Source organism: Kitasatospora sp. NPDC001309 (assembly GCF_042896295.1).
Classification (GTDB): Bacteria; Actinomycetota; Actinomycetes; order Streptomycetales; family Streptomycetaceae; genus Kitasatospora.
The window spans coordinates 1-24,016 of record NZ_JBIAXC010000033.1 but is presented as its reverse complement, the minus strand read 5'-3'; the positions used below and the strand labels follow the sequence as shown (position 1 = coordinate 24,016).

Here is a 24,016-nt window from a genome sequence, read left to right as displayed (position 1 = left end):
AAGTCAGCTGAAACGTGAATTCCATGTCATATGTGGGGGTAGAACACCTGTTGCAGCGGTCGTAGCCGAATCCGGTGGCCGCGCCGGCACCCACCGGGTGCCACCGGGACCTTCGCTTGAAGAAGCCGGGCACAGGTCCTGGGGGAAGAAGTCCACAGCACGCGAGCGGTCCCGTTCGCGGAGCTGGGCGTTCACCCCGATGCCCAGGAGAAGCAAGTGTCCACCCTTCCGGAGACCGTTCACCGTGCCGTGCGGACGACCGCCGGCCTCCCGTCCGAGCCCTCCCCGTCCGAGCTGCCGCCCCGGTTCACCGAGGCCGAGCTGCGCGCGATGGGCAAGACCGAAGCGCGCGAGCTGAGCGACGCGCTGTTCCAGCGGCTGATCGGCCTGGCCCGCGAGAGCGCTGCGTACAGCTACGTCCGCGGCACGATCATCGAACTGAACATGCCGCTGGTGCGCTTCATCGCGGCCCGCTTCCGGCACCGCGCCGAGGACATGGAGGACATCCTCCAGGTCGGCACGATCGGCCTGATCAAGGCCGTCGACGGCTACGACCCGCAGCGCGGCGCCGAGTTCGTCACCTACGCCATCCCCACCATCGCCGGCGAGATCAAGCGCTTCTTCCGCGACACCTCCTGGCCCGTCCGGGTGCCGCGCAGCATGCAGGAGCTCTATCTGAGCGTCGCCCGCGGCTCCGACCGGCTGGAGCAGGAGCTCGGGCGCCTCCCGAACCCGGTGGAGATCGCCGAGGACCTCCACCTCACCGTGGCGCAGGCCACCGAAGGACTCGTGGCCGGCCGGGTCTACCGCCCCAACTCCCTGGACGCGCTGCGCGAGCAGGACACCGACGACAGCGGCAGCGCGCTGCTCGACCGCCTCGGCGACTGCGACCCCGGCATCGACCTCGCCGACTTCCGCACCGCCGTCCGCCCCCTGCTCGCCCACCTCCCCGAACGCGAGCAGACCGTGCTGAAACTGCGCTTCTGGGACGGCCTGACCCAGTCCGAGATCGCGGCCCGCATCGGCGTCTCCCAGATGCACGTCTCCCGACTGCTCAGCACCACGCTGAACGGGCTGCGCGAACGGTTGGAGGACCATGACGCGCCCGGCTGGTCGGACGAGCCGTTCGAGGACCCGCCGGACGGGAGCGGCCCCGGCTCCGCGGACCGAACCGCGGGCCGGGCATGACCGAGATCGAGCGGACCGGCGTGAGCGTCTACACCGTTCCCCCCGAGGCCGACGGCACCCTCGCCTGGGCCAGGACGACGCTCGTCCTGGCCGAGGCCGTCAGCGGCCCGTGCACCGGTCTCGGCTGGACCTACGGCGCGCCCGCCACCGCCGCCGTGATCCGCGAGGAACTGGCCCCGTTGCTCACCGGGCGTGACCCGCACGACACCGACGGGGCCCAGGAGGCCATGAGCCGGGCGGTCCGGAACGCGGGCCGCCCGGGGCTGGTCTCCGGGGCGGTATCCGCCCTCGACCTGGCCCTGTGGGACCTGCGCGGCCATCTGCTCGGACTGCCGCTCGCCCGGCTGCTCGGCGGCGCCGCCCGCCCCGTACCGGTGTACGGCAGCGGCGGCTTCACCACCTACTCGGCCGCCCGGCAGGAGCGGCAGCTGCGCGGCTGGAGCGAGGAGCAGGGCATCCCCCGGGTCAAGATCAAGATCGGTGAGTCCTGGGGCACCCGGGAGCGCCGCGACCTGGAGCGGGTGCGTGCTGCCCGCGCCGCCGTCGGCGACCGCACCGAGCTCTATGCCGACGCCAACGGGGGCTACCGGCGCAAGCAGGCCGTGCGGATCGGTCACGCCCTCGCCGACGAAGGCGTCACCTGGTTCGAGGAGCCCGTCTCCTCCGACGACCTCACCGGTCTGGGCCGCGTCCGCGACGCCGTCACCCCCGACGTCACCGCCGGCGAGTACGGCTACGACCTCCCGTACTTCGCCCGCATGGTCCCCGCCGTCGACTGCCTCCAGGCCGACGCCACCCGCTGCGGCGGCCTGACCGTCTGGCTGCGCGCCGCCGCCCTCGCCCAGGCGCACGGCCTCGACGGCTCGAAGTGGCGCGGCGTGGGCAGGACCTGGGCCAGCTCGCCGGGGAGCAACTCGCTGGGCCAGAGCCGGTGGACGGTCTCGACCGCGCGCTCGCGGTCCTGCGACCAGCACACCTTGACGCCGCCGAGGACGGGGCCGTCGCCACCTGCCGCCCGGTAGCGGCCGATCAGTTCGGCGTCCGGGGCCATGGTGACCAGCCCGTCCGCGAACCCGGCTGCCGTCTCGGCCGCCTTGGGGCCGAACGCGGAGGCGTACACGGGCAGTTCGCCGTTCTCCGGCGCGGTGTAGAGCTTGGCGTTCTCGACGGTGTAGTGGGTGCCGCGGCGATTGACGACCTCGCCGGTGAAGAGCTCTCGCATCACGGCGACGGCCTCCTCCAGCATCTCCGCGCGCACGCCGAACGGCGGCCAGCGGTCGCCCAGGACGTGTTCGTTGAGCGCCTCGCCAGTGCCGACACCCAGCCGCAGGCCGCCCGCCAGCTGCACGTCCGCCGTCGCCGCCGCCTGCGCGACGACGGCCGGGTGGAGCCGGACGGTGGGGCAGGTGACCAGCGTCGTCACCGGCAGCCGGGTCACCTGCGAGAGCGCGCCGATCACGCCCCAGACGAACGGGCTGCTGCCCTGGGCGTCGTTCCACGGGTGGTAGTGGTCGGAGACGGCGAGCCGGGTGAAACCGGCTTCCTCGGCCATCCGGGCCTGTTCGACCAGTTGGGCGGGGGTGAACTCCTCGCAGGACAGGAAGTAGCCGAACGCGGTCATGGCAGCCTCCGTTCGTGGCGGGCTCGGGCTCCTCGTCGGAGCGGCTAACCCGGTCCGGCACGCCGAAACCTCCGGGGCGTCGGGCGGCCCGGGCAGCGGGTCGCCGGACGGGCCCGGCGGGCCGAGCCGGAAGGTGGCCCCGGAGCGGGTGCGGACCGGCTGCCAGTGGGTAGGCGCGACCGTGATCGGAGGTGCGACATGCCGACGTGTGACGAGGAGACGTTGGGCCGGGTCCTGGCGCGGGCGCTGGCCCGGTCCCGGGCGAGCGGGCCGGGGGAGCTGCCGGGTGTGGTGGAGGAGGCGGTCCGCGGGTTGGGCGGCACCGGGGCGCGGGTGTTCCTGGCCGACGTCCAGCAACGGCAGCTCGCACCGCTGCCCGAACCGTCGGGCCCGGACCCGGGCGAGCGCCTCGACATCGAGTCCACGCTCGCGGGGCGCGCCTACCGGCTGCGCTGCACCCAGTTCTCCGCCGGTCCGTCGCCCGTGGCCTGGTTCCCGCTGGTCGACGGGATCGAGCGGATCGGCGTCCTGCGGGTCGCGCTCCCACAGCCGGAACCGGACGTGCTCGTCCGCTGGGAGTCGCTGGCGGCCCTGGTGGCGCTGCTCGTGGTCTCCAAGGGCGCGTTCAGCGACATGATCGTCCGAACGACGCGCGACCGCCCGATGAGCCTCCAGGCCGAACTCCTCTGGGCCTTCCTGCCGCCGCGCACCATCGGCACCCGCGACGTCACCTCCAGCGCGGTCCTCGAACCCGCCTACGAGGTCGGCGGGGACGCCTTCGACCACTCGGTCGCGGCCGGGCGGCTCCACCTGTCCGTGTTCGACGCGATGGGGCACGACCTCGCCTCCGGCGGCGCCAGTTCGGTGGCCCTGGCCGCCTGCCGCAGCACCCGCCGGGCCGGCGGAGGCCTCGCGGAGATCGCGCAGGCCATCGACCGCACGCTCTGCCGCTGGATCCCGGACCGACTGCTGACCGCCGTCGTCGCCGACCTGGACGCGGCCACCGGTGAGCTCACCTGGGTCAACTGCGGTCACCCGACGCCGCTGCTGATCCGCGGCCGGCACGTGGTCGCCGACGCCCTGCGGCGGCGCGCCGAACTCCCGCTCGGACTCGGCTTCCAGGAGCGCGAACAGCCGGCCGTCCACCACCTCAGGCTCCAGCCCGGCGACCGGCTCCTGGTCCACACCGACGGAGTGACCGACGCCCGCTCGGTTACCGGTGAGACCTTCGGTGAGGAGCGCCTGACCGACACCGTCGTCCGGCACATGGCCAGCGGCGAACCGGCCCCCGAGGCGTTGCGCCACCTGATCCACGCGCTGCTCGCCCACCAGGACCACCGGCTGCGCGACGACGCCACGATCGCCCTCGTCGAGTGGCACCCCGACGGGCGGGGCGAGTGAGACCCTTCCGGATCATCCGGAGGGCTCACCTCGTCCGGCGGGCTCACCGCCACGACCTTCCGCACTGCGGGCGCCGTTCTGCTCCGAGGCGTGGTCGGTGAACTCCACGTCGACCCGTTGTTCGGGGCGCCGCTCCTCCTGCCGGGCGATCGCGCCGAGCACCTGTTCGTCGGCGTCGGTGAGCGGCGGCTGGAGCAGGCTGCGCGGCCACAGTCGGCGGGCCAGGACGACATTCGTCTCGGCGGCGTACACGGTGATCTGCGCGGCCAGGTAGAGCCAGGACAGCAGGCCGATCACGGTGGCGAAGAAGCCGTACACCTGGCCGGCGTGGCGCAGCTCGTGCACGACGAGCAGGGAGCCGAAGGCCTGGAGGACGGTGAACAGCGGGCCCGCGATCGCGCAGCCGGGCCGGAGCGCGCGGGTCGGGATCCCGCGCGGGGTGAGCACCCGGAAGCAGACCAGGCACAGGGCGGCGTTCAGCAGCGCGGAGACGAGCAGTCCGCCCACCCGGGCGGCGGGCCCGCCGAGCGAGGAGGCGACGACCGAGGCGGCCCCCGTGCCGAGTACCAGGCCGGCGCCGAGCACCACCAGGAGCAGCAGGCTGCGGGCCAGCCGCGGCCAGTAGCCGGGGCGGCGCACCCCCGGGACGTTCCAGATCTCGGCCATCGCGTGCTGGAGCACCTGGGCGACGCCCAGCGCGCCGTAGAGCAGGAACAGCATGCCGACGGCGAGGGCGAAGCCGCTGCCCCGCAGCGAGTGGACGTTCTGGCGGAGCTGGTCCCCGATGATCGGGAAGTCGGCGAGCGCGGAGTCGAGGACGGACCTCTGCGCGCCGGGGTTGCCGTGCAGGACGAAGCCCAGGACGGTGCTCAGCAGGAGCAGCAGCGGGATCAGGGCGAGGAAGCCGTAGTAGCTGATCAGCGCGGCGAGCAGCCCGCCGCGGTCGTCGCCGTACTTCCTGACCACGCCGACGACCAGGGCGGTGGGCCGGTGGCGCTGCTGGAAGCCGTCCACCGAGCGCAGCCCGCGTTCGACCGGGTTCATGCCGTCCTCCTCCGCGCGGCGGTGCGCGGACCCGCCACGGATCGGGCCCGCGAGGGTGCGTCTGCCCGCCCGGGCCGGCTCCAAGCGGCTCCTCAGGTCCTAGCCTGGAGGGGGGCCCACGTGGTGAGGGTGATCCGGATGAAGGACTTTCCCGAGGTCAACGGCTGGAAGGTCGTTCCGCTCAGCGGTGATCTCGACGACTTCGCGGCCCCCGAGCTGCGGAGGCTCTTCGACGTGCTGGTCGACGGCGGTGCGCCCCGGCTGGTCGTGGACCTGGCCGCGGTCGGCTTCGTCGACTCCAGCGGCCTCAACGCCCTGCTCGGCGCCGCCCGGCGGGTGCGGGAGGGCGGGGGAGGGCTCCGGCTGGCGGGCGCCGCGCCGCGGGTGCGGGACGTCGTGGAACTGAGCGGGGTGTCGGCGGTGCTGCCGCTCTACCCGGACGTGGCGGCGGCCTGTGGCTGACCGGCGCGCCTCCGTGACCGCCCGGGCCGACGAGACCACTGTGCTGCGCGAGGCGGTGGACCGGCTGCGCGCGGAGGCCGAGGGGCTGCGCCGCGCGATGCGCACCCGGGGCGTGATCGAGCAGGCCAAGGGCATGCTCACCGAGCGACTGGGCTGCACGCCGGACGAGGCCTTCGGCCACCTGGTACGGCTCTCCCAGGACACCAACCGGCGGGTCGCGGACATCGCCGCCGGGCTGGTCGGCCTCGCGGCACCCATCACGGACCTCGCCGCGGACACGGCGCTCCAGGAGGCCGTCGAGGAGTTCGTCCGCCCGGTGCGGCATCCGCCCGCACCCGTCGAGCCCGCCGCCGGGCCCGTCCCGGCGGCGCCCGGCGCCCTCCGCCCGGCCCCGGTACCCGGCCTGGCCGCCCGCTACCACCTGGCCGTCTCGGCACTGGCCGCGGCGGAGACCCCGGAGGAACTGGCCCGGCTGCTGCACGAGGTGGCGCTGGCACCGCTCGGCGTCGTCGCCGTCGTCCTCGGCCTGCTGGAGCCGGACGGCGCCCTGACGCTACTCGGCAGCCACGGAGTGGAGCCGCGCCGGGTCAGCCAGTGGCGGCGGATCCCGCCGGAGACCGGCGTGCCGCTGGCCACCGCCGCCCACGGCGGCGGCCTGGTCTGGGAGTTCGACGCGCAGGACACCGGAGGACGAGCCCCCGAGACCGGCCGGATCGTCCCCGGGCGGACGGCCTGCGCGGTGCCGCTGCGCAGCGGGGACCGGATCGTCGGGGCGATGAGCCTCGGCTGGGACGGCCCGCCCGAGCGGGCCCGGGCGGCCACCCGCTACCTCGACGCGCTGGCCGGCCTGGCGGCGGGGCACCTGCTGCGGGTCGCCGCGGCCGGGGGCGGCGAGCCGGGCTTGGTGGTGCCGGGCGGGGAGTACTGGTTCCGCGGCGTGCTGGACGCGATGTTCGAGCCGGTCCTGGTGCTGTCGGTGGTCCGGGAGGGCGGCAGCGAGGGGGCCGTCACCGACCTGCGCATCAGGTACGCGAACGCCGCGGCCGGCTCCGCCCCGATGATCGGCCGGCGCCTGACCGAGGTGTTCCCCGGGCTGGTCGCGGCCGGGCCCTTCGCGCGGATCCTGGACGCGGCCGGCACCGGCGCCCGGTACGAGGGCCGGACCGAGGACTTCACGAGGACGTACGACCGCGCGGGCGCCGACGACCCGGCCAGGGCGGACGGCCCCACCGGTCCGGGGGAGCCGCTCACCCTGCGGGCGGTGCCGTTCCTCGACGGGCTGCTGCTCACCTGGCGCGCCGCGGACGGCGCCGCCGAGCCTGCGGCGGGAGCCGGCGACGCCCAGCGGTTGGCCGGCGTCGGCAGCTTCGCGTGGTCGCCCGGGGAGCCGGGCCCGTCGCTCTCGCCGGAGGCCCGGTTGCTGCTGGGCCTCGACCCCGGGCGGCCGGGCCCGGTCGGCGCGGCCGAGGCGCTGGCCCGGGTCCGGCCGTCCGACCGGGCCGCCGTCGGGGCGTTGGTGCGGCTGCTGCTGGGCGGGCAGCGGCCGCCCGCCGTGGACGTCGCGGTCGGGCCGCCCGGGCCGGGGGCGCGGACGGTCCGGATCGCTGCGGAGGCGGTCGTCGACCCGGCCACCGGGCGGGTGTGCGCCGTGCGGGGCGTCCTCCAGGACGTGACCGAGCGGCACCGTACCGAGCAGGTCCTGCTCGGAGTGCGGACGAGGCTCGCGGAGCAGCAGCGCCGGGCCGCGGCCGAGCACCGCACCACCCAGGCCCTGCAGAACGCCCTGATGGGAGCGCCGGACGAGCCGGACCCGCCGCTCGCGGGCCTGGACCACGCCGCCCGCTACCTGCCGGCCGGCGACCACCGCCGGGTGGGCGGCGACTGGTACGACCTCACCGCCCTACCCGGCGGTCCGGTGCTGCTCGCGGTCGGCGACGTCAGCGGCCACGGCCTGGCCGCCGCCGTCGGCATGTCCGAGCTGCGGTACGCGCTGCGCGGGCTCTGCATCGTCGGCGCCAGCCCAGCCCGGTCGCTCGACCGCCTCAACGTGCTGCTCTGCCACCGGGGCGGCCGCCGGATCGCCAGCGTGCTGTGCGCCCTGCTCGACCCGGCCGCCCGCACGCTCACCTGGAGCGCCGCCGGGCACGCGCCGCCCGCCCTGCTCCGGGGCGGGGCCGCCGCGCCGGCCGCCGGGCCCACCGGCACGGTCCTCGGAGCGCTGCTCGAGAGCCGCTACCGCGACACCGTCCAGCCGCTGGACCCCGGCGACACCGTCCTGCTCTGGACGGACGGCCTGCTGAACCGCCGGGACGCCGACACCGGCCGCCCCGACCGCCTGCTGCGCGCCGCCGAGGAGTACCCCGCCGCCGACCTCGTCGGGCTGCTCGACCACCTCGCGGACCGGCTGGGCGGCCCCAACCCCGCGGACGACAGTTGCCTCCTCGCCGTCCGCCTCCGAGCGCGACACGAGGTCGTGCGTTAGTCCGCGCCCCGACGGGGAACCCGGACCGGCGGACCGGGGGACGGGCGTGCGAGGAGGCAGGACGTCATGGACGGACGGCAGCGGCGGGCAGCGGCTTGGCGTGGGCGGCGGCGCGGTGCCCTGGGGCGTCGAATCGTGTTCGGGCTGCGCAGCCGGGCCCTGGAGGCCACCCGGGGTGCACGGACCCGGACGGTCCTGGCGCTCGGGCTGCTCTCCCTGGGCCTGCTCGCGGCCGGCCTCCGGACCACGGCCGCGCCTCTCGCGCTGACGGTGACCGGCTGCTGGGCCCTCGCCCTCGCCCTCGCCTGCGCGGTGCTGCGCGCCTGCGCCGTGCAGGGGCCCGGTGAGCGGCCGGCCCCTTGCCGGCAGAGCCGGGCGGGCGGTTCCCGGTAGTCGCTCCGGTGGCGCATCGCGAGCCACTGTCGCTCGGCCGTGCGCCGGAACGGTCGGCACGGTGCACCGGCCGGGCGGCGTGTGCCGCGAGGTGAGAGACGACGTCGGCCATGGATCCTCCGACCTCTCGATCCGACTGCTCGATCGCCCGGCGACAGCCCCTGATCGGGGTGCGGAACGGTGACGGCCGGTCAGCCGTCAGCTCCATCAACGGGTCAGCCGGCTCCCGGCAGCCGCACCTCCAGGTGCCCGGACAGCACCCGGGTCTCGAACACCGGTTGCGGCGCGGTGGCCGGGCCGGCGGCGACCTGGCCGTCCCGGAGGCGGAACTCGCTGCCGTGCCACGGGCAGCGCAGGCAGCCGTCGGCCACCGTGCCTTCGGCGAGCGGGCCGGAGAGGTGGGAGCAGCGCTCCGCGAGCACGTGGCAGCGCTCGCCCACCCGGACCACGACCACGGGCACCCCGCCCGCCGTCCTGCGGACGGGCTCGCCCGGCGGGAAGTCGTTCAATGGCCCGAGTCCGACCCAGTCCGCGGGCGCCAGCCGGGGCACGGCGGCGGTCCGGTCGGGTCCGGCGGCCTGCGCGTACGCCAGGTGACCGCCGAGCGTGCCGCCGGCCGTGACGGCACAGAGGCCTGCCAGCCCGAGCAGCCGCCCGCGGGCGCGGCGGCCCCGGCAGCGGGCCGACAGCGAGCCCGCGTACAGCAGCACGCCGACGGTGTTGGCGAGCGCGTGCACCAGACCGGTGCGGCGGCGTGGCGCGTCCAGCCGGGCCCAGTCCACCCAGCCGGCCAGCGCGGCCGGGGCGGCGCCCAGCAGCCCGACGGTGACCATGGCGTCGGCCGGGCGCCGGGCACCCGGGAGGAAGTCCAGCAGCGCGGCGGACGTCCAGCAGCCGATCGGCACCTGGACCAGCACCGGGTGCAGCGGGTGCCCGAGCCAGACGCCGTGCAGCGCGTCGCGGTACGGGCCGAGCGGGAGGGCCTCCACAGCATCGGCGATCGGCCCGGCCGGGCGGTCGAGGACCTCCCAGTGCGACGGCGCGTCGAGCGCCCGCCGCAGCCGGCGGGCCCACCGGTCCGCGCGCAGGGATGAGGAGTTCAGCAGGGCTGAGGGATTCAGGGGAGCGTTCATACCGGGCGGCTTGCCGGGGCGTGGCAGCCGAAACCCGTTCCCGGGTGTGCGCCGGACCGATCCGGGTAGACGCGCAACGGATGGTGGTCCCGTGGTGACGGCCCGGACACCTGTACTTCGGTGATCATGCCGCGGCGCGAGCCGCCGTGGTGCGGGAGAACCCGACGACCAGGACGACCATGACGACCGGGACGGCAGCCGGAGGGCCCGGGTCGGCCGCAGGCGAGGAGAACGAGGCGCGGAAATGGCCGATCTGACGCGGATCGCGCAGATCATGGCCGAGGCCGTCAACGGCCCGGGCCGCCCCTCTCTGCCCGAACGCCTCTGCGCGGCATGTGTCGACGCCCTGTCCGTGGAGGCCGCCTCGATCACCCTCATGGCCGACACCGGCCATCGGGCCGGCGTCTGGGCCAGCGACGGCCGGGCCCGCCACCTGGAGGAGCGGCAGTTCAGCCTTGGCGAGGGCCCCGGCGTGGACGCCTTCCGCAGCCGTCGGCCGGTGGCCGTCGCCGACCTGCTCGCACGGGCGGAGGTGCGCTGGCCGGTCCTGGTGACGGACCTCGCCTCGACCGCCGTCGTCGACCACCGGGGCCTTCGCAGCGTCTACGCCTCGCCGCTCCACCTCGGGTCCTCCGGCATCGGCGTGCTCAGCCTGTACCGCGCCACCCCCGGGCTCCCGGCGGCCGGTGAGGTCGCCGACATCCAGGTCGCCGCCACCAGCGTGACCCTCGCCATCGTCGGCTCCTTCATGACGCCCTCGGGCGAGGTGCCCGTCCAGCCGTGGCTCGACGACCCGCCGCTGAACGGCGTCGAGGTGGACCAGGCGGTCGGCATGATCATGGTGCAGCTGGGGGCACCTGCCGAGGAGGTCCTCGACCGGCTACGCGCCCACGCCTTCGCCCACGACCGCGAGATCGACGAGGTTGCGCACGACGTCGTGGAGCGACGGCTGCGGTTCACCGAGGAGGACCGATGACGGATGACCGACGGCCCGGCGCGGGCGTAGCCTGGCCCCGAAGGGAAGTGGAGGCGGTCATGACGCGCGAGGCCCGCGTGAACGAGGCGTTCGCCGGGCTCACCGAATCGCTGATCGGTCCCGGCTACGACACCGTCGAGTTCCTGCACCGGCTCACCGAAGTGTGCACGGCGCTCAGCGGGACGGCGGGCACCGGTCTCGTCGTCGCGGACCGCCGTGGCGAGCTGCGCGACATCGCCTACTCCAACGACCGGGTCCGCCGCCTGGAGGCCCTGCAGATCGCCATCGGCGAGGGGCCCTGCCTGGACTGCCACCGCACCGGCGAACAGGTCGTCGTCCGGGACCTCGACCGGGCCGGGGCCCGCTGGCCCCGCTTCGTGCCGCGCGCCCTCGACCTCGGGTTCCGCTCGGTTCGCGCGGTGCCGCTGCGCCTGGACGGCAGGGTCGTCGGCGCGCTCAACGTCTTCGACGTCCACCCCGGGATCGAGCCCGGCGAGGACGGCCCGGACGTTCTGAAGCCGCTGGCCGACCTGGCCGTGATCGCGCTGCTCCAGCGCCGCTACGGGCGGGAGCAGACCGCCGCCGAGGAGATCAGCGCCTCGCCGGCGGACCGCACTGCCATCGAGCGGGCCAAGGGCGTCCTCGCGGAGGCCGGCGGCCTCGACATGGACGGCGCCTTCGACGCGCTCCGGGACCACGCCCGCCGCAGCGGCACCGGCGTCGCCGACGCGGCCCGCGCCCTCGTGGAGGGGCGGATCGACCCTGCCGCCGTGCTCACCGACTGACCGCTGCGACCGTTCTGCGGCGTCACCGGGTGCGACGTCCCCCGCTGCTCGGGCAGGTGGTTGGTTTGTGACCCGGCGGGTAGGCGCGCCGCATGGAGGACATCGGCCCCCCAGCGGACGACCAGTCCGACGGCATCCCCGGAACACTCGACCTCTGCGACCTCTGCGGCCGGGCCGTCGACGAGGGCGACCTGCTCGGCGTGCTCGTGCCGGATTCCTCCGCGCTGCACGTCAGCGACCAGAGCCTGGACGGCAAACGGGCGCTGACCGCCTGCACCGTCAACCACCTGGCTGATCTGATCGCGCAGTACCGCAAGCGCCCGTTCGTGCCGGAGGAGCTGTGGGCCGGCAAGGTCTGCCGCGCGCTCGCAGAGTGCGACGGCGAGCCCGTCCCGCTCAGCACGGTCGCCGAGCTCAGCGGTCTTTCGATCCAGCAGGCCGCCCAGGGCGTCGAGTGGCACAACGCCAGGGCGCGCGAGTGGCGGGCCCGCTACGGCGACCCCGGCGAGGACTGACGGCACGACAGGGAGACGCGGCGGCACGGCGGAGCCCCCGGGGCTCCGGTGGTGGGCGGGGTCGGCCTCACGGTGCGACGGCGTCGGCGGCCGGCGGCTCCGGTTCCGGGGCCGGCCCCTGCGGAACGTCCGGGTTCCGGCGGTCGACCGCCGGTGCGTCCGCGACCGTGGCGGACCCCCTGGAGTGCGGACGGACGACGGAGGGCGGGAACGGCCTCGCTCCGTCGGGATCCGTGCGTTCGTGTCCGTGCCGGCCGCGCATCGCTATGGCCCACGAGCTTCGTCTCACACTCACCGCTTCCTCCTGGTCCTCGGGGCGGACGCCGGGGTTCGCCGCTGCCGCGCGGCTACCCGAACCTGGCCCGGCGAATCCCGGGTGGGGGCCCGGAGACCGGGTACCCGCAGCGGTCCGGGGGCCCGGGCGACGACGGCCCGGGCCCGGAAGAGGCCACAGGAGGCAGCCGTGAACAACCACACCAAGGTCCTCGCGATCGTGACCAACCACGGTGTCGAACAGGACGAACTCCTCGTCCCGGTACGGCACCTGCGTGACGACGGCGTCCACGTCGACATCGCCGCCCCGAGCCGGGACGACATCCGCACCCTCGTCGGGGACGAGAAGCGCGGCGAGACGGTGGAACCGACGCACACCCTCGACGACGTGGACGCGGACGCCTACGACCTGCTCCTCGTCCCGGGCGGCACCCTCAACGCTGACGCCCTCCGGACGCACCGGAAAGCCGTCGACCTCGTCCTCGCCTTCACCACCTCCGGCCGCCCGGTCGCCGCGATCTGCCACGGTCCGTGGGTGCTGGTCGAGGCCGGCGTGGTGTACGGAAAGGAGCTCACCTCCTACCCGTCGCTGCGCACCGACCTCGCCAACGCCGGCGCCGACTGGACGGACGCCGCGCTCGTCACGGACGACACGAACGGCTGGCGTCTCATCACCTCCCGCACGCCGGACGACCTCGACCAGTTCGTGCGGGGGATCGACGCGGCGCTCAAGGTGCGGGCCGCGGCCGCCGATCGGGGCTGACGCTCCCGGTCGGCGCCGGGTGGGGCCACCGGGCCTGCGGGGCTCATGGGCTCAGCGGCAGGGCAACCGGTGCACGGACTTCTCGACGTCGGTGGGGTGTCGCTCCGAGGCCGGGGGACCTGGGTTCCGGGGCTCGGAGCCTCCGGGGGTGATGCTCATCGCGCGTTCCCCACGCTCCGGCGGTGGGGTGTTCAGCGGTGCAGCAGGAGGTCGGCGGCCTGGACCGGGCCGGCGGCGGCCCGGCAGACGGTCAGCGTGCAGGGCGGGCAGGGCACCGTGATCCGTGCCGCGGCCTCGGGGACGCGGATCGCGCGGGCGCCGGCATCCAGGGCAGCGGCGATCACGGCGTCGCCGGAGCCGATCACCGTCACCCGGGCGGGCGGCAGACCGAGGGCCCGGCAGCTGGCGGAGACCAGAGCGGGCGAGGGCATGTGGCACGAGCAGCCGTCGTGCCTGCCGTGGGGGCAGACCGCCCACACGTCGAAGGGGCCGAGAAGTAGCTCGGCACGAGCCTGGACGGCCTCGACCTCCGCGCGTCCGATCAGGCCACGGGCGACGCCCGGCTGGTTGGTCAGCACGCCGATGGCGAGGCCCGCCCCGCGTAGGGCCGTCAGGGCGCCTCGTACGCCCGCCATGGGGAGGACGAGGGCGGGATCGCCGTTGCAGGACACATCCTGGAGGAGGGTGCCGTCCCGGCCGAACAGCACGGCACCAGTCGGTCCGTCAGCCCCGGAGGGGCCGCTGCGGCTGTACAACCACGGGCCGGTGCCGTCCGCGCCGTCCGGCCGGTCGCCGGCCGAACGGGGCTGCGGGACGGTCGGTACGGTTTCTCCTAGGTACGTCATACTCCTGCGGGTTGCCGCCGTGCCCGGCGTCAAACGGCCCACGGGCGGCGTGCCGGCCATGCTCGCCGGTCAGGGAATGCCCGTGCCGGGCGGAGGTCCCCGGACCGGCCCGGTTGGAGCCGCCGAGGCGGCTTGGCGCACGCGCCGCGAGCAGCGGCGCAGCTCCGGGGCCGGAGCACGGAGCCGCAGGGTGGGGAAGAGCCGGTTTTCCCGCCGCCGAGAGCTGTTCGGGGAGTCGTCACCAGCCCGCCCCGTCCCACCTCACCCCAGGCGGTCTGCCCGGTTACGCCGGGTGTCCGGCGTTGATGTCCTTCACGTCGTGCAAGGTCAGCGGCCCACCGCTGGAGTGCGACGTGGTCGTGGTGTCGAACGGGGCGAGGAGGAATCCCACGTGGTCGCCCCAGTCGGCCCGGTCGAGGACGTGGCCGGCGAACCAGGCCATGGCGCCGGTCAGGACCGGGACTCCGCCCGGACCGGGCTCCCACGCGGTGGCCGCGAACTTGTCGATCCGGTCACCGGTGCGAGCACCGAAGAGCTCGGCGAGGTCGTGGCGGTGTGCGGGGAGCAAGTGGACCACCAGCACCCGTGACCGTGACGCGACGGCGTAGGTACGGTTCGCCTTGGAGATCCACACGGTGAAACGCGGTGGGTGCAGCGAGTTCTGGCCGGCGAAGCCGACCAGGCACCCCGCGCGATCCTCACCGACCGCCGCGGTGACGACATAGACCGAATAGTCCAACAGGGCGCTGAACGCCTCGAATTGACCCACGCCTCTGCTCCTTCCTGCGGATTCCCGGGCCATGGCCGCGTTTGGTGAAGCCGGTCCGCCGTCCGTGGGACGCAGCGCCACGTGCCTGCGTGCGCGTCGCCGCAGGGACCCTGCCGGGTCACGGATGGTCGTCGTGGTGGCCGCAGAGCCAGGCCAGTGCCTGGTAGGCGCCGAGGGCGTAGCCGGCGTCGGCACCGTCGTTCAGGGCGGCGCGCAGTCTCACGGCGGTGCTGCGGCATTCGGCGAAGAGCTGCTCACGGCAAGGCCCCCCGGTCCCGGGCGACGCGAATTCGGTCACGGGGGCTTCGGTCTGGACACCGGTGGCCCACTGGTAGGACGCCAGCACTCCGTGCTCGAAATCGGTGCGGGGCGAGGGGTGCCGGTTGGCCGCCTTGGTCACTTCGAATACCTCGTCCAGGCCACGCGCCCCCACCGCGGGGATCGTCGCCTCGTCTGTTGTCATGCGAGCAACCTATGTGCGTCGGCCCTCAGCTGCCTCCCGGGCGGCTCGAGCGCTCCCGCTCGCCGGTGGCCAGAGCTGCCGGTGTCCTTCACGCCGTCGGACCCCAAGCCCACCGGAGGAGCAGGTCGGGAACGAGGGCTCCTCCACCGGAGTGGGCTGTTCGAGCTGGGTACGATGTCGGCACCTTTCCGAAAGCGAAGCGGCAGCGGTCAGGGACGGTCGTCGTGGTGGCCGCACAGCCACGCCAGCGCCTGGTAGGCGCCGAGGACGCCCGCGCCGTCCGTGCCCGCAGCCAGGGCTTCGCGCAGACGGACCGAGGCGGCCTGGCACTCCGCCAGCGCCGGGTCTGCCGACGCTCCGACCACGGTCGGCCGGTGGCGGAGCAACACCGCCTGCCGGGCCGGGTGAACAGATCTCGGCGGCCGACGCCTCTCGGCGCCGACCGCTCCGCCGGTTCCTGAGGACCGGTCAGTGGCCCAGGGCGCTGGCCAGTTCCTTCTTGTTCATCGTCGAACGGCCGTGGATGTTGCGCTGCCTGGCCTCGTTGTACAGCTGCTCCTTCGTCGGCCCCTGGGAGCCGGAGTGCGAACGCAGTCCACCGCGCCGGGAGGACGAGATGTCGTGGAGGGAGGAGCGGCTGGCCGTCTTCGACTCGCCGTGCCGGGCCCGTTCCTTGTTCACGGTCCGGGCCGCGATCTCCTCGGCCCGCTTCCGGCTCTCCCCGCGCTCCAGCGCGCTGTCCTTGATGTGCTCGTACTGGCGTTCACGCTTCTTGTTCGAACCCGCAGGCATGGTTCCTCCTCCGGTGTGCGGTGCCCCGGCGCGTACCCCTGGCCTGCGATCCCACGCGTGCGGTGAGTGCTGCGGTCGCCGCGTCGGCCCCATCGGGGCCGACGGCCGCAGTTTGCCGCTGCGGGGGGTGGGCAGCCGCTCCGATACGCGTTCGCACCGGCGGACGGGAAGCGAGGAAAGATCATGGTGAAGGTTCTGCTCGTGCTCCTGTGCCTGGTGCTGCCGTGGCTGGCGGTGCTCATCAAGGACGGCCCGAGCATGAAGGTGCTGTGGGCGTTCCTGCTCCAGCTCTGCGGCCATGTGCCCGGTGTCGTCTACGGCATCTACCAGGTCGTTCAGGACTGACCGCGGCACCGGGCCGGCGGCCGCGCGGGGCGGCCGCCGGGTGCCGGGTGTCGGGGTCAGTGCTTCCCGGCGTCCTTGACCTTCTCGACGGCCTGCTTGAGGTCGCTCTTGATCTGCTTGCCGCGGCCCTCGGCCTCGACGGTGCGGTCGCCCGTGGCCTTGCCGACGGCTTCCTTGGCCTTGCCGTGGGCCTTCTCCGCCGCGTTGCGCAGCTTGTTCTCGGTACCCATCGTGTGCGCTCCTCTCGTACGGGGGCGGGGTGCGCCCCGCGCTGCGTCTGCCCGGGCGGACCGGTTTCACACCCGGAGCACCCCGGCGTGCCGTGCTGAGCGCCTCGGCCTCCTGCCCGTCGGTGCGTGTAGCCGTGAGGGGGTCGGGCAGACGCGGGGCATGGACGACGAGCGGGCGGTACTCCAGGTCACACCGGGGGCGACCCCGTGGGCCCCGGTCGTTCGCGCGGCCGACCGTGGTGCGCGGCATGATGGGCGGGACGGCACATCGCCGTCCCGACCGGTCAGGGAGCGTGCCATGCCACGGCCAGCCGAGGATTCCACCACGGCCGAGGGGGACGGGGGTGAGCTGCGGGTGACGGTGGACCGCCGGGGGGCGGTCCTCGTCGTCGGCGTGGCGGGGGAACTGGACCACGACACGGCGGGTGAACTGCGTGCCGTGCTCGCCCGCCCGGTGGGCGACGGCATCGACCGGGTCGTGGTCGACCTGGCGGACCTGCGGTTCTGTGATTCGACCGGGCTCAACCTCCTGTTGCGTGCCCGCATCGAGCGGGAGGAGGCCGGGCTGCGCCTGGAACTCGCGGGATTGCGCCCGATGGTGGCGCGGCTGTTCGCGATCACGGGAGCCGACAGCGTGCTGCGGATCCACCCGGACGTCCGGTCGGCGCTCGGATCGGCGGACCTGCCGGACCCGCCGGAGGCGCCCGGCACTGCTCCGCCGACCGGTCCGGTGTGAGGGGACGTGATGGTCCTCCCCGGGCAGGGTCCGTCACCGGGCCGCGAGCGCACCAGACGGATGGCGTTCAGCGGGGTCGACGGCGCGGTGCGGCGCAGCCGTGAGTTCAGCCGGGACGCGTTGCGGTCCTGGCGCTGGCTGCCCGCCGCCGACGACGAGCAGTCGGCCGTCACCGAGGACGTCCTGCTGATGGTCTCGGAGCTGGTGACCAACGCCTGCCTGCACGCGCCGGGAGGCCCGCGCGAACTGCGGCTGCACTGGGACGGGGCCCGGCTGCGGGTGGAGGTCACGGACGCCAGTCCGGTGCCCCCGCAGCTGCGGCCCGCCGCCGAGCCGGGGCGGCCGGGCGGTCACGGGCTGCGGGTCGTCGACCGGCTGGCCGGGGCCTGGGGATGTGTGCCCGAGGACGGTGGGAAGCAGGTCTGGCTGGAGGTGCGCTCCCCGCTCGACCGCCACGTCCGCCGCCCCCTCTGACGACCCCGGTCTCCGATGACGACCCCGGTCCTCCGACGCCGTCGGCCCGTGCTACCGGCCGGGGTGCGGTACCGGCGGCGGTGCCGGATCGGGGTCCGGGTACGGCTCGGGCCGCGGGAACGGCGGGATCGGCGGTGACGGCGGGTCGGGGTCCTCGCCCGGTCGGGGCACCGGAGCGGGATGCGGGATCGGTTCGGTGTCCGGATCCGGCGGCGTCGGAATCGTCATGGCTTCGCCCTCGTCGGAAGGAGTGGACACGCTCGGTGAGCGAGCGCGTGTGCCGGCCCGCGCCCGTTCGTCGTCGAATGGGCGGCCGGTGCACCGCCCAGGCGTCTACCCGCGCAAAAGGTAGTAAACCGGGCTAAACATGACTGGAAAGTCGTATGTCGGGTGGGGCAGTCATGCGATGGCCGAGCACGACCGGCCGTTCGCCGACACCGACCCGGGTGTCTCCGGGGCCTCGCTGGACGCAGCCGGGCACAGGTCCTGGGGGAAGAAGCCCCGCCGGGCGAGCCGCAGACCCGTCGGCGTTACCTGGCACTCACCCGATGCCCAGGAGAACCGGGCACCGCTGCCGAGGCCCGCGCCTTCACCGGTGACTTCCTCGCCGACACCGCCGATCCGAGGGCGGTGGCCGATGCCGTCCTGCTGGTCTCGGAGCTCGTCGGCAACGCCCTACGGCACACCGGCGGATCGCGGGCGCTGCTCCTGATCCGCGCCGGTGGGCGGCTGCGGATCGAGGTCAGTGACGCCAGCCCGTGGCCGCCATCGCCCCGGTCAACGCACCGGGCGGGCGACCAGGGCGGCCTCGGGCTGTTCCTGCTGGACCGGCTCTCACTCCGCTGGGGGTGGCTCCCGACGGGGCCGGGCAAGACGGTCTGGTGCGAGCTGCGGCTGCCCGCCGGGTGACGCCGAGGTGCGCGTGTCGGCGAGGAGGACAGTGCCTTTCGGACGCCTGCGCCCCCGGTTTGTGTCCCGGCCGCCCGGGGAGACGCCGGGTCGAGGGGGGAACCGTGCAGAGGAGGAGATGAACCATGTCGAACGACGAGCAGACGCGGGAGCGGTCCGCGGAACAGCGGAACATCACGGCGCCGACGCCGGCGGACGTCCGGGCGAAAGCGGAGGAGGCCAAGGAGCAGGAGGAGGCCAAGGAGGCCAGGGAGCACGAGGAGCGCAACGAGGCCGAGCGCGGTCGGGCGAGCGCACCGCCGGCGGCCGGCACCCGGGCACCCTGACCGCCCGCGACAGCCAGGACCAGCTGCCCGGCGGCAGGAGCGCAGGGCAAGGCCTCAGGTCCGTCAGGGCCGGGGTGACTCCAGCGCGGTGGGCGCCGGGTCCCGGTGTCCGTCGGCGGTCGAGCGCAGGAGCGTGGCGAGGAGTTCGGAGACCGTCGGGCCCGCATCGGCGGGGTGACGCAGCTGCTTGCTCGCGGTGACGCGGTAGTGGTTGGCGCGGCCCTGGCGTTCGTGGCTGAGGTACCCGGCCTGTTCCAGGTCGGTGATGATGCGCTGGACGGCGCGTTCGGTGAGCAGGCGGCAGGAGGCGATGTCGCGCACGCGGATGCCGGGGTCGCGGGCGGTCTGGACCAGGACGCGGGCGTGGTTTCCCGGCTGCCGAGACACAACGGCGCATGCGTGCAGCGGTTGACGCGTCAGCAGGCAGGTCCGAGGACGATGTTCAAATGTCTGATGTTTGTATATTGTGCTTCCATGAAACCCATCAGCGCACCACGGCGAACGGCCAGCCTCTCCGCCCAGCTCGTGGCGAGCCTCCGCTCGCACATCGAGGCAGGGGGCTGGCCGGTCGGGACGCGGATCCCGCCGGAGCAGGTCCTCATGGAGGAGCTCGGGGTCGGACGCAGCACACTGCGGGAGGCGATCGGTGCCCTGGTACACCTCGGCCTGCTGGAACCCAGGGCAGGTGACGGCACCTACGTCCGCTCCTCCAGCGAGCTCCAGTCGGTCATGGTGCGGCGGGCGGGCTCCGCGAAGCGGGACGACGTGCTGGAGTTGCGGACCGTCCTGGAGGAGTACGCCTCGGGCGCCGCGGCCCTGCGCCGCAGTGAGGAGCAGGTGCGGCAGCTGCGGGAGCTGCTGGCCGACGCCGAAGCGGCCGTCGCCGGCGAGGACGCGGCCGCGGCCACCGACGTCGACGCGCTCTTCCACCGGTCCGTCGTCCGGGCGAGCGGGAACGATCTGCTGATCGAGGTGTACGACCACCTCGGCACGGCGCTCACCTCGCACCTGGGGGGCCTGTCCTGGGACACGGCCCACGCCGAGGAGCACGCCGGCCTGCACCGGCGGCTCGTCGACGCGATCGAGGCCCGGGACGCGGGCGGCGCTCGTGGCGCCGCGGCCGCGATCGTCCGGCTCGCCCACGACCACGGGGCCGCCGACGCACGCGCGGCCGAGGGCCGGTGAGCCCGCGGCCGACCCCGGTACCCCGGCACTCCGCACCGCACGCCTGAACAGGCTCTCCCGGCTGCCAAGGAGATCATCCGTGTCCCGTTCCCACCTCCCCGCCGACGAACTCGACGCCCGTACCGACCGACGAAGCACCCACCTGTACGCGACCGACGCCCAGTTCCGCGACGCCGCGCCCCTGGACGCCGTCACCGAGGCGATCCGGCGCCCCGACCTGCCGCTCGCCGACCTCGTGGCCACCGTGATGGAGGCGTACGCCGACCGCCCCGCCCTGGGCGAACGTGCCACCGAGCAGGTCACCGACCCGGAGACGGGCCGCACGACACTGCGCCTTCTGCCGCGGTTCGACACGCTCACCTACCGCGAACTCTGGGAGCGGGTCGGCGCGGTGGCCGCCGAGTGGCGCCACCACCCCGAACAGGCGCTCGGCCCCGGCGACTTCGTCGCCCTCCTCGGGCCCGCGAGCGCCGAGTACACCGTGGCGGACCTGGCCTGCGTCCGCTCCGGCGCGGTGTCCGTCCCCCTGCCGTCGGGTGCCCCGGCGGCGCAGCTGGCCCCCATCGTCGAACAGGCCGGACCGCGCCTGCTCGTGGTGGACGTCGACCAGCTGGACGTCGCGCTCGACGTCGCGGCGAACGCCCCCTCGCTTGGCAGGATCGTCGTCATCGGCCACCGGCCCGGGGTCACCGCCCACCAGGAGAAGCTGGAGTCCGCGTCCGCCCGGCTCGCGGCGCTGGGCCGCGCAGTGGCCCTGGACCCGCTGGCGTCGGTCGTCCGGCGGGGAAGGGCACTGCCGTCGCTCCGGCGGGTTCCCGACGGGTCGGCGGCCGACGCGCTGGGCGCGCTGATCTACACCTCGGGAAGTACCGGCACCCCCAAGGGCGCCATGTACACCGAGCGCCTGGTCCGGCAGTTCTGGGTCGACTTCCTGCCCGACCGGGCGGCGCGGCCCGCCATCACGCTCAACTACCTGCCGTTGAGCCACATGATCGGCAGGGGAGTGCTGTTCGGGACGCTCGCCAAGGGGGGCCTGGCCTGTTTCGCGGCGTCCAACGACCTGTCGACCCTCCTGGAGGACCTCTCCCTGGTCCGTCCCACCGAGATCGTCATGGTGCCCCGCATCTGCGACCTGCTGCTCCAGCACTACCGGGCGCAGTCGTCCCGCCGGGCCGGGACCGGTGGTGATGCGGCCGAGCAGGTGAAGGAGGAGCTGCGGGAGAAGGTCATGGGCGGCCGCCTCCTGCGGGCCGTCAGCGGCTCGGCCCCGCCGAGCGAGGGGACGACGGCCTTCATCGAGGACTGCTTCCACGTCAGGCTGCTCGACGGCTACGGGTCGACGGAAGGCGGGATCATCTCCCTCGACGGCCGGGTGCAGCGCCCGCCGGTGACCGACCACAAGCTGGTCGACGTACCCGAACTGGGGTACTTCGGCACCGACTCGCCGTACCCCAGGGGCGAGCTGCTGATCAGGTCCGACCGGCTCGTCCCCGGGTACTTCCGGCGTCCGGACGCCACCGCCGAGGTCTTCGACGAGGACGGCTTCTACCGCACGGGCGACATCATGGCCCGCGTCGGCCCCGACGAACTGCGGTACGTCGACCGCCGCTCGAACGTCGTCAAGCTCTCCCAGGGCGAATTCGTCGCCCTCTCCCGCCTGGAGACGCTCTACGACGGCAGCCCGCTCGTCCGGCAGATCTTCCTGTACGGCAGCGGCGCCCGCGCCTACCTGCTCGCGGTGGTCGTGCCGACGCAGGACGCCCTCGACCGCGTCGACGGGGACGTCCGGCGACTGAGGCCGGTCCTGCGGGCGTCCCTGCAGCAGCTCGCCGCCGAGGCGGGGCTGAACTCCTACCAGATCCCACGGGACCTGCTCGTCGAGACCGAGCCGTTCACCCAGCAGAACGGGCTGCTCTCCGGGGTGCGCAAGCCGTTGCGGCCGGCCCTGACGCAACGGTACGGCGAGCGTCTCGAAGCGCTGTACACCCGGCTGTCCGACCGGGAGGCCGAGGAACTCCGGACGCTGCGCCGGACCGCCACCGACCAGCCGGTGCCGGCGACCGTGCTCCGGGCCGCGCAGGCGCTCCTGGGGGTGGCGGACGGGGTCGTGGGGCCCGGCACCCGCTTCCTCGAACTCGGCGGTGACAGCCTCACGGCGCTGTCGTTCTCCCAGCTGATGAAGGAGACCTTCCACGTCGACGTCCCTGTCGACGTGATCATCAACCCGGTCAACTCGCTGCAACGGGTGGCCGACCACATCGAGCGGGCACGCGCGGCGGAGCACCGCCGTCCCACCGTCGACAGTGTCCTCGGCCCGGACGCGACGCGGCTCGACGCGGCCCGGCTGCGGCTGGACGCGTTCCTCGACGCGCGGACCGTCGAGCAGGCCGGACGGCTGAGGCCGGCCGGCCCGCTGCCCGCGGCCCGGACCGTCCTGCTGACCGGCGCCAGCGGCTACCTGGGCCGATTCCTGTGCCTGGAGTGGCTGGAGCGAGTGGCGGAGCGCGGCGGCACGCTGGTGTGCGTGGTCCGCGGCTCCTCCGCCGAGGCGGCCCGGGCACGGCTCGACGCGGCCTTCGACAGCGGCGACCCGGACCTCGTGGAGCGCTACCGGAAGTCCGCCGCCCGGCACCTCCAGGTGGTCGCCGGCGACATCGGGGAACCGGGCCTCGGGCTCGACGAGGAGACCTGGCAGCGGCTGGCCGACACCGTGGACCTGATCGTCCACCCGGCGGCACTGGTCAACCACGTCCTGTCCTACGGCCAGCTGTTCGGCCCCAACGTGCTGGGAACGGCCGAACTGATCAGGCTCGCGGTCACCTCCCGGATCAAGCAGTTCACCTACCTGTCGACGGTCGCCGTCGTCTTCGGGAACGCGGCGGCCGCCGACGAGTCGGCGGACATCCGGACCGCCGGCGGGGTACGCGAGCTCGACGGTGGCTACGCCGACGGCTACGCGGCCAGCAAATGGGCCGGCGAGGTGCTGCTGCGCGAGGCGCACGAGGCCTTCGGTCTGCCGGTCGCCGTCTTCCGCTCGAACATGATCCTCGCGCACCCGCGCTACCGCGGTCAGCTCAACGTCCCGGACGTCTTCACCCGCCTCGTGCTGAGCCTGCTGGCGACCGGCATCGCACCCGGCAGCTTCTACGCCCCGGGCAGCGGCGCCGTGCGCGGGCACTTCGACGCGCTCCCGGTGGACTTCACCGCGCGGGCCGTCACCTCGCTCGGTGACGACGCACGGGAGGGCTACCGGACGTACAACGTGGTCAACCCGCACGACGACGGCATCTCACTCGACACGGTCGTCGACTGGCTGCTGGCAGCCGGACATCCCCTGACCCGCGTCCAGGACCACGCCGAGTGGATCGACCGCTTCGAGTCCGCCCTGCGCGGCCTGCCCGACCGCCGGCGCCGGCATTCGTTGCTCCCGCTGCTGCACGCCTTCACCGAGCCGGAACAGCCACTCGCCGGATCCGCCCTGCCGGCGGACCGGTTCCGCGCGGCCGTACGGGCCGCGGCCCTCGACGACGGCGACGACATCCCCCACCTGTCACCGGAGCTGATCACCAAGTACGTGGCCGATCTCCGGGCGCACCGCCTGATATGACACGGCCCGTGACCGCCGCAGGGTCCGCCGTCGCCGGCCCTGCGGCGGGGAGTACGGGGAGCTCGCCGCCGCAGGGCCGGTCGACGGCGCCTACCGGCGGGAGTCGTCGGTGTTGGGCTGGGTCTTCTGGTTGTAGATCTCCTTGCCGTCCGCGTTGAAGGCGTGGACGTAGGCGTCCGGGGGGAAGGCCTTCGGGTCGGAGCTGGCGGTGACGGCGGCCGCGTGGACGAACGCGCCGTCCGCCATGACGGCCGGGTACTGCGTCGGGTCGTCGCCGTAGCTGATGGTCACCTTGGCGA

26 protein-coding genes and 2 pseudogenes are annotated in these 24,016 nt (G+C 74.3%); 17 read left to right on the top strand and 11 right to left on the bottom strand.

Translation table 11 applies throughout. The annotated features are described in order from the left end of the window. Positions 1–216: 216 nt before the first annotated feature. Together ACFY2K_RS28705 and ACFY2K_RS28700 are read left to right on the top strand one after the other, a co-directional pair. A complete protein-coding gene (locus ACFY2K_RS28705; RefSeq protein ID WP_387715238.1) occupies positions 217–1,188 on the top strand; it encodes a SigB/SigF/SigG family RNA polymerase sigma factor in 972 nt (323 codons plus the stop codon). Next, positions 1,185–1,988: pseudogene (locus ACFY2K_RS28700) on the top strand (enolase C-terminal domain-like protein); the annotation flags it as partial. The gene ACFY2K_RS28705 and the pseudogene ACFY2K_RS28700, both read left to right, overlap by 4 nt. Here ACFY2K_RS28700 and ACFY2K_RS28695 read toward each other — a convergent pair. Continuing rightward, positions 1,922–2,809: a TIGR03557 family F420-dependent LLM class oxidoreductase gene (locus tag ACFY2K_RS28695; protein ID WP_387715236.1), complete on the bottom strand. Its 888-nt coding sequence runs from the start codon at positions 2,807–2,809 to the stop codon at positions 1,922–1,924. The pseudogene ACFY2K_RS28700 and the gene ACFY2K_RS28695 sit on opposite strands and share 67 nt — an antisense overlap. Before the next feature lie 198 nt (positions 2,810–3,007). Here ACFY2K_RS28695 and ACFY2K_RS28690 point away from each other — a divergent pair, with 198 nt between their 5' ends. Beyond that, the gene (locus ACFY2K_RS28690; protein ID WP_380522119.1) at positions 3,008–4,210 is read left to right on the top strand and encodes a PP2C family protein-serine/threonine phosphatase; all 1,203 of its coding nucleotides are present in this window, start codon (positions 3,008–3,010) and stop codon (positions 4,208–4,210) included. A gap of 12 nt (positions 4,211–4,222) precedes the next feature. Here ACFY2K_RS28690 and ACFY2K_RS28685 read toward each other — a convergent pair whose 3' ends face one another. Then, the gene (locus ACFY2K_RS28685) at positions 4,223–5,254 is read right to left on the bottom strand and encodes a YihY/virulence factor BrkB family protein (RefSeq protein WP_387715233.1); all 1,032 of its coding nucleotides are present in this window, start codon (positions 5,252–5,254) and stop codon (positions 4,223–4,225) included. Positions 5,255–5,392: 138 nt separating this feature from the next. Between ACFY2K_RS28685 and ACFY2K_RS28680 the strand changes: the two genes are divergently transcribed. The 3 genes from ACFY2K_RS28680 to ACFY2K_RS28670 all read left to right on the top strand — a co-directional run bounded on the left by ACFY2K_RS28680 (position 5,393) and on the right by ACFY2K_RS28670 (position 8,591). Next, a complete protein-coding gene (locus ACFY2K_RS28680; RefSeq protein WP_380522114.1) occupies positions 5,393–5,716 on the top strand; it encodes an STAS domain-containing protein in 324 nt (107 codons plus the stop codon). Continuing rightward, positions 5,709–8,198: a SpoIIE family protein phosphatase gene (locus tag ACFY2K_RS28675; RefSeq protein ID WP_387715230.1), complete on the top strand. Its 2,490-nt coding sequence runs from the start codon at positions 5,709–5,711 to the stop codon at positions 8,196–8,198. Before ACFY2K_RS28680 ends, ACFY2K_RS28675 begins: the two co-directional genes overlap by 8 nt. Before the next feature lie 135 nt (positions 8,199–8,333). Next, positions 8,334–8,591 carry a hypothetical protein gene (locus tag ACFY2K_RS28670; protein WP_380522108.1) on the top strand — a complete coding sequence of 86 codons (258 nt, stop codon included), beginning with the start codon at positions 8,334–8,336 and terminating at the stop codon, positions 8,589–8,591. Between the two features lie 215 nt (positions 8,592–8,806). Here the strand turns inward: ACFY2K_RS28670 and ACFY2K_RS28665 are convergent, their stop codons facing one another. Beyond that, on the bottom strand, positions 8,807–9,724 hold the full coding sequence (locus ACFY2K_RS28665) for a Rieske 2Fe-2S domain-containing protein (RefSeq protein WP_380522106.1): 918 nt from the start codon (positions 9,722–9,724) through the stop codon (positions 8,807–8,809). Positions 9,725–9,968: 244 nt separating this feature from the next. Here ACFY2K_RS28665 and ACFY2K_RS28660 point away from each other — a divergent pair, with 244 nt between their 5' ends. From ACFY2K_RS28660 to ACFY2K_RS28645, 4 genes are all read left to right on the top strand, one after another. Beyond that, the gene (locus ACFY2K_RS28660; RefSeq protein WP_380522104.1) at positions 9,969–10,700 is read left to right on the top strand and encodes a GAF domain-containing protein; all 732 of its coding nucleotides are present in this window, start codon (positions 9,969–9,971) and stop codon (positions 10,698–10,700) included. Between the two features lie 59 nt (positions 10,701–10,759). Beyond that, a complete protein-coding gene (locus ACFY2K_RS28655; RefSeq protein WP_387715226.1) occupies positions 10,760–11,485 on the top strand; it encodes a GAF and ANTAR domain-containing protein in 726 nt (241 codons plus the stop codon). Positions 11,486–11,577: 92 nt separating this feature from the next. Then, positions 11,578–12,000, top strand: coding sequence for a hypothetical protein (locus ACFY2K_RS28650; RefSeq protein ID WP_380522100.1), 423 nt, complete (start codon positions 11,578–11,580; stop codon positions 11,998–12,000). Positions 12,001–12,463: 463 nt separating this feature from the next. Next, positions 12,464–13,036: a type 1 glutamine amidotransferase domain-containing protein gene (locus ACFY2K_RS28645; protein ID WP_380522098.1), complete on the top strand. Its 573-nt coding sequence runs from the start codon at positions 12,464–12,466 to the stop codon at positions 13,034–13,036. 191 nt (positions 13,037–13,227) lie between these two features. Here the strand turns inward: ACFY2K_RS28645 and ACFY2K_RS28640 are convergent, their stop codons facing one another. The 5 genes from ACFY2K_RS28640 to ACFY2K_RS28620 all read right to left on the bottom strand — a co-directional run bounded on the left by ACFY2K_RS28640 (position 13,228) and on the right by ACFY2K_RS28620 (position 15,905). Beyond that, positions 13,228–13,881, bottom strand: coding sequence for an HAD-IIIA family hydrolase (locus ACFY2K_RS28640; protein ID WP_387715222.1), 654 nt, complete (start codon positions 13,879–13,881; stop codon positions 13,228–13,230). A gap of 283 nt (positions 13,882–14,164) precedes the next feature. Continuing rightward, on the bottom strand, positions 14,165–14,650 hold the full coding sequence (locus ACFY2K_RS28635) for a flavin reductase family protein (protein ID WP_380522094.1): 486 nt from the start codon (positions 14,648–14,650) through the stop codon (positions 14,165–14,167). Positions 14,651–14,768: 118 nt separating this feature from the next. Further along, entirely contained in the window at positions 14,769–15,113 is a 345-nt protein-coding gene (locus ACFY2K_RS28630; protein WP_380522092.1) for a hypothetical protein, read from the bottom strand. A gap of 209 nt (positions 15,114–15,322) precedes the next feature. Next, the gene (locus ACFY2K_RS28625) at positions 15,323–15,478 is read right to left on the bottom strand and encodes a hypothetical protein (RefSeq protein WP_380595078.1); all 156 of its coding nucleotides are present in this window, start codon (positions 15,476–15,478) and stop codon (positions 15,323–15,325) included. Positions 15,479–15,581: 103 nt separating this feature from the next. After that, positions 15,582–15,905, bottom strand: coding sequence for a plasmid stabilization protein (locus ACFY2K_RS28620; protein WP_387715218.1), 324 nt, complete (start codon positions 15,903–15,905; stop codon positions 15,582–15,584). Between the two features lie 183 nt (positions 15,906–16,088). Here ACFY2K_RS28620 and ACFY2K_RS28615 point away from each other — a divergent pair, with 183 nt between their 5' ends. Beyond that, on the top strand, positions 16,089–16,250 hold the full coding sequence (locus ACFY2K_RS28615; RefSeq protein ID WP_380453000.1) for a YqaE/Pmp3 family membrane protein: 162 nt from the start codon (positions 16,089–16,091) through the stop codon (positions 16,248–16,250). Positions 16,251–16,306: 56 nt separating this feature from the next. On the opposite strand, the gene ACFY2K_RS28610 is transcribed toward ACFY2K_RS28615, so the two are convergent. Continuing rightward, positions 16,307–16,480: a CsbD family protein gene (locus tag ACFY2K_RS28610; RefSeq protein WP_380522086.1), complete on the bottom strand. Its 174-nt coding sequence runs from the start codon at positions 16,478–16,480 to the stop codon at positions 16,307–16,309. Between the two features lie 298 nt (positions 16,481–16,778). Between ACFY2K_RS28610 and ACFY2K_RS28605 the strand changes: the two genes are divergently transcribed. The 4 genes from ACFY2K_RS28605 (at position 16,779) to ACFY2K_RS28590 (ending at position 18,925) form a co-directional block, all read left to right on the top strand. Next, positions 16,779–17,216, top strand: a complete 438-nt coding sequence (locus ACFY2K_RS28605) for an STAS domain-containing protein (RefSeq protein WP_387715215.1) — start codon at positions 16,779–16,781, stop codon at positions 17,214–17,216. Between the two features lie 9 nt (positions 17,217–17,225). Then, positions 17,226–17,690 carry an ATP-binding protein gene (locus ACFY2K_RS28600; protein WP_387715212.1) on the top strand — a complete coding sequence of 155 codons (465 nt, stop codon included), beginning with the start codon at positions 17,226–17,228 and terminating at the stop codon, positions 17,688–17,690. Positions 17,691–18,080: 390 nt separating this feature from the next. Then, positions 18,081–18,599: an ATP-binding protein gene (locus ACFY2K_RS28595; RefSeq protein WP_387715209.1), complete on the top strand. Its 519-nt coding sequence runs from the start codon at positions 18,081–18,083 to the stop codon at positions 18,597–18,599. Positions 18,600–18,724: 125 nt separating this feature from the next. Beyond that, positions 18,725–18,925 carry a hypothetical protein gene (locus tag ACFY2K_RS28590; RefSeq protein WP_380522078.1) on the top strand — a complete coding sequence of 67 codons (201 nt, stop codon included), beginning with the start codon at positions 18,725–18,727 and terminating at the stop codon, positions 18,923–18,925. A gap of 63 nt (positions 18,926–18,988) precedes the next feature. Here the strand turns inward: ACFY2K_RS28590 and ACFY2K_RS28585 are convergent, their stop codons facing one another. Continuing rightward, positions 18,989–19,312: a MarR family transcriptional regulator gene (locus ACFY2K_RS28585; RefSeq protein ID WP_380522076.1), complete on the bottom strand. Its 324-nt coding sequence runs from the start codon at positions 19,310–19,312 to the stop codon at positions 18,989–18,991. Positions 19,313–19,399: 87 nt separating this feature from the next. Between ACFY2K_RS28585 and ACFY2K_RS28580 the strand changes: the two genes are divergently transcribed. Together ACFY2K_RS28580 and car are read left to right on the top strand one after the other, a co-directional pair. Continuing rightward, the gene (locus ACFY2K_RS28580) at positions 19,400–20,110 is read left to right on the top strand and encodes a FadR/GntR family transcriptional regulator (RefSeq protein ID WP_387715205.1); all 711 of its coding nucleotides are present in this window, start codon (positions 19,400–19,402) and stop codon (positions 20,108–20,110) included. Between the two features lie 79 nt (positions 20,111–20,189). Then, entirely contained in the window at positions 20,190–23,717 is a 3,528-nt protein-coding gene (car, locus tag ACFY2K_RS28575; protein ID WP_387715202.1) for a carboxylic acid reductase, read from the top strand. A gap of 90 nt (positions 23,718–23,807) precedes the next feature. On the opposite strand, the pseudogene ACFY2K_RS28570 reads toward car, so the two are convergent. After that, positions 23,808–24,016: pseudogene (locus ACFY2K_RS28570) on the bottom strand (hypothetical protein); the annotation flags it as partial.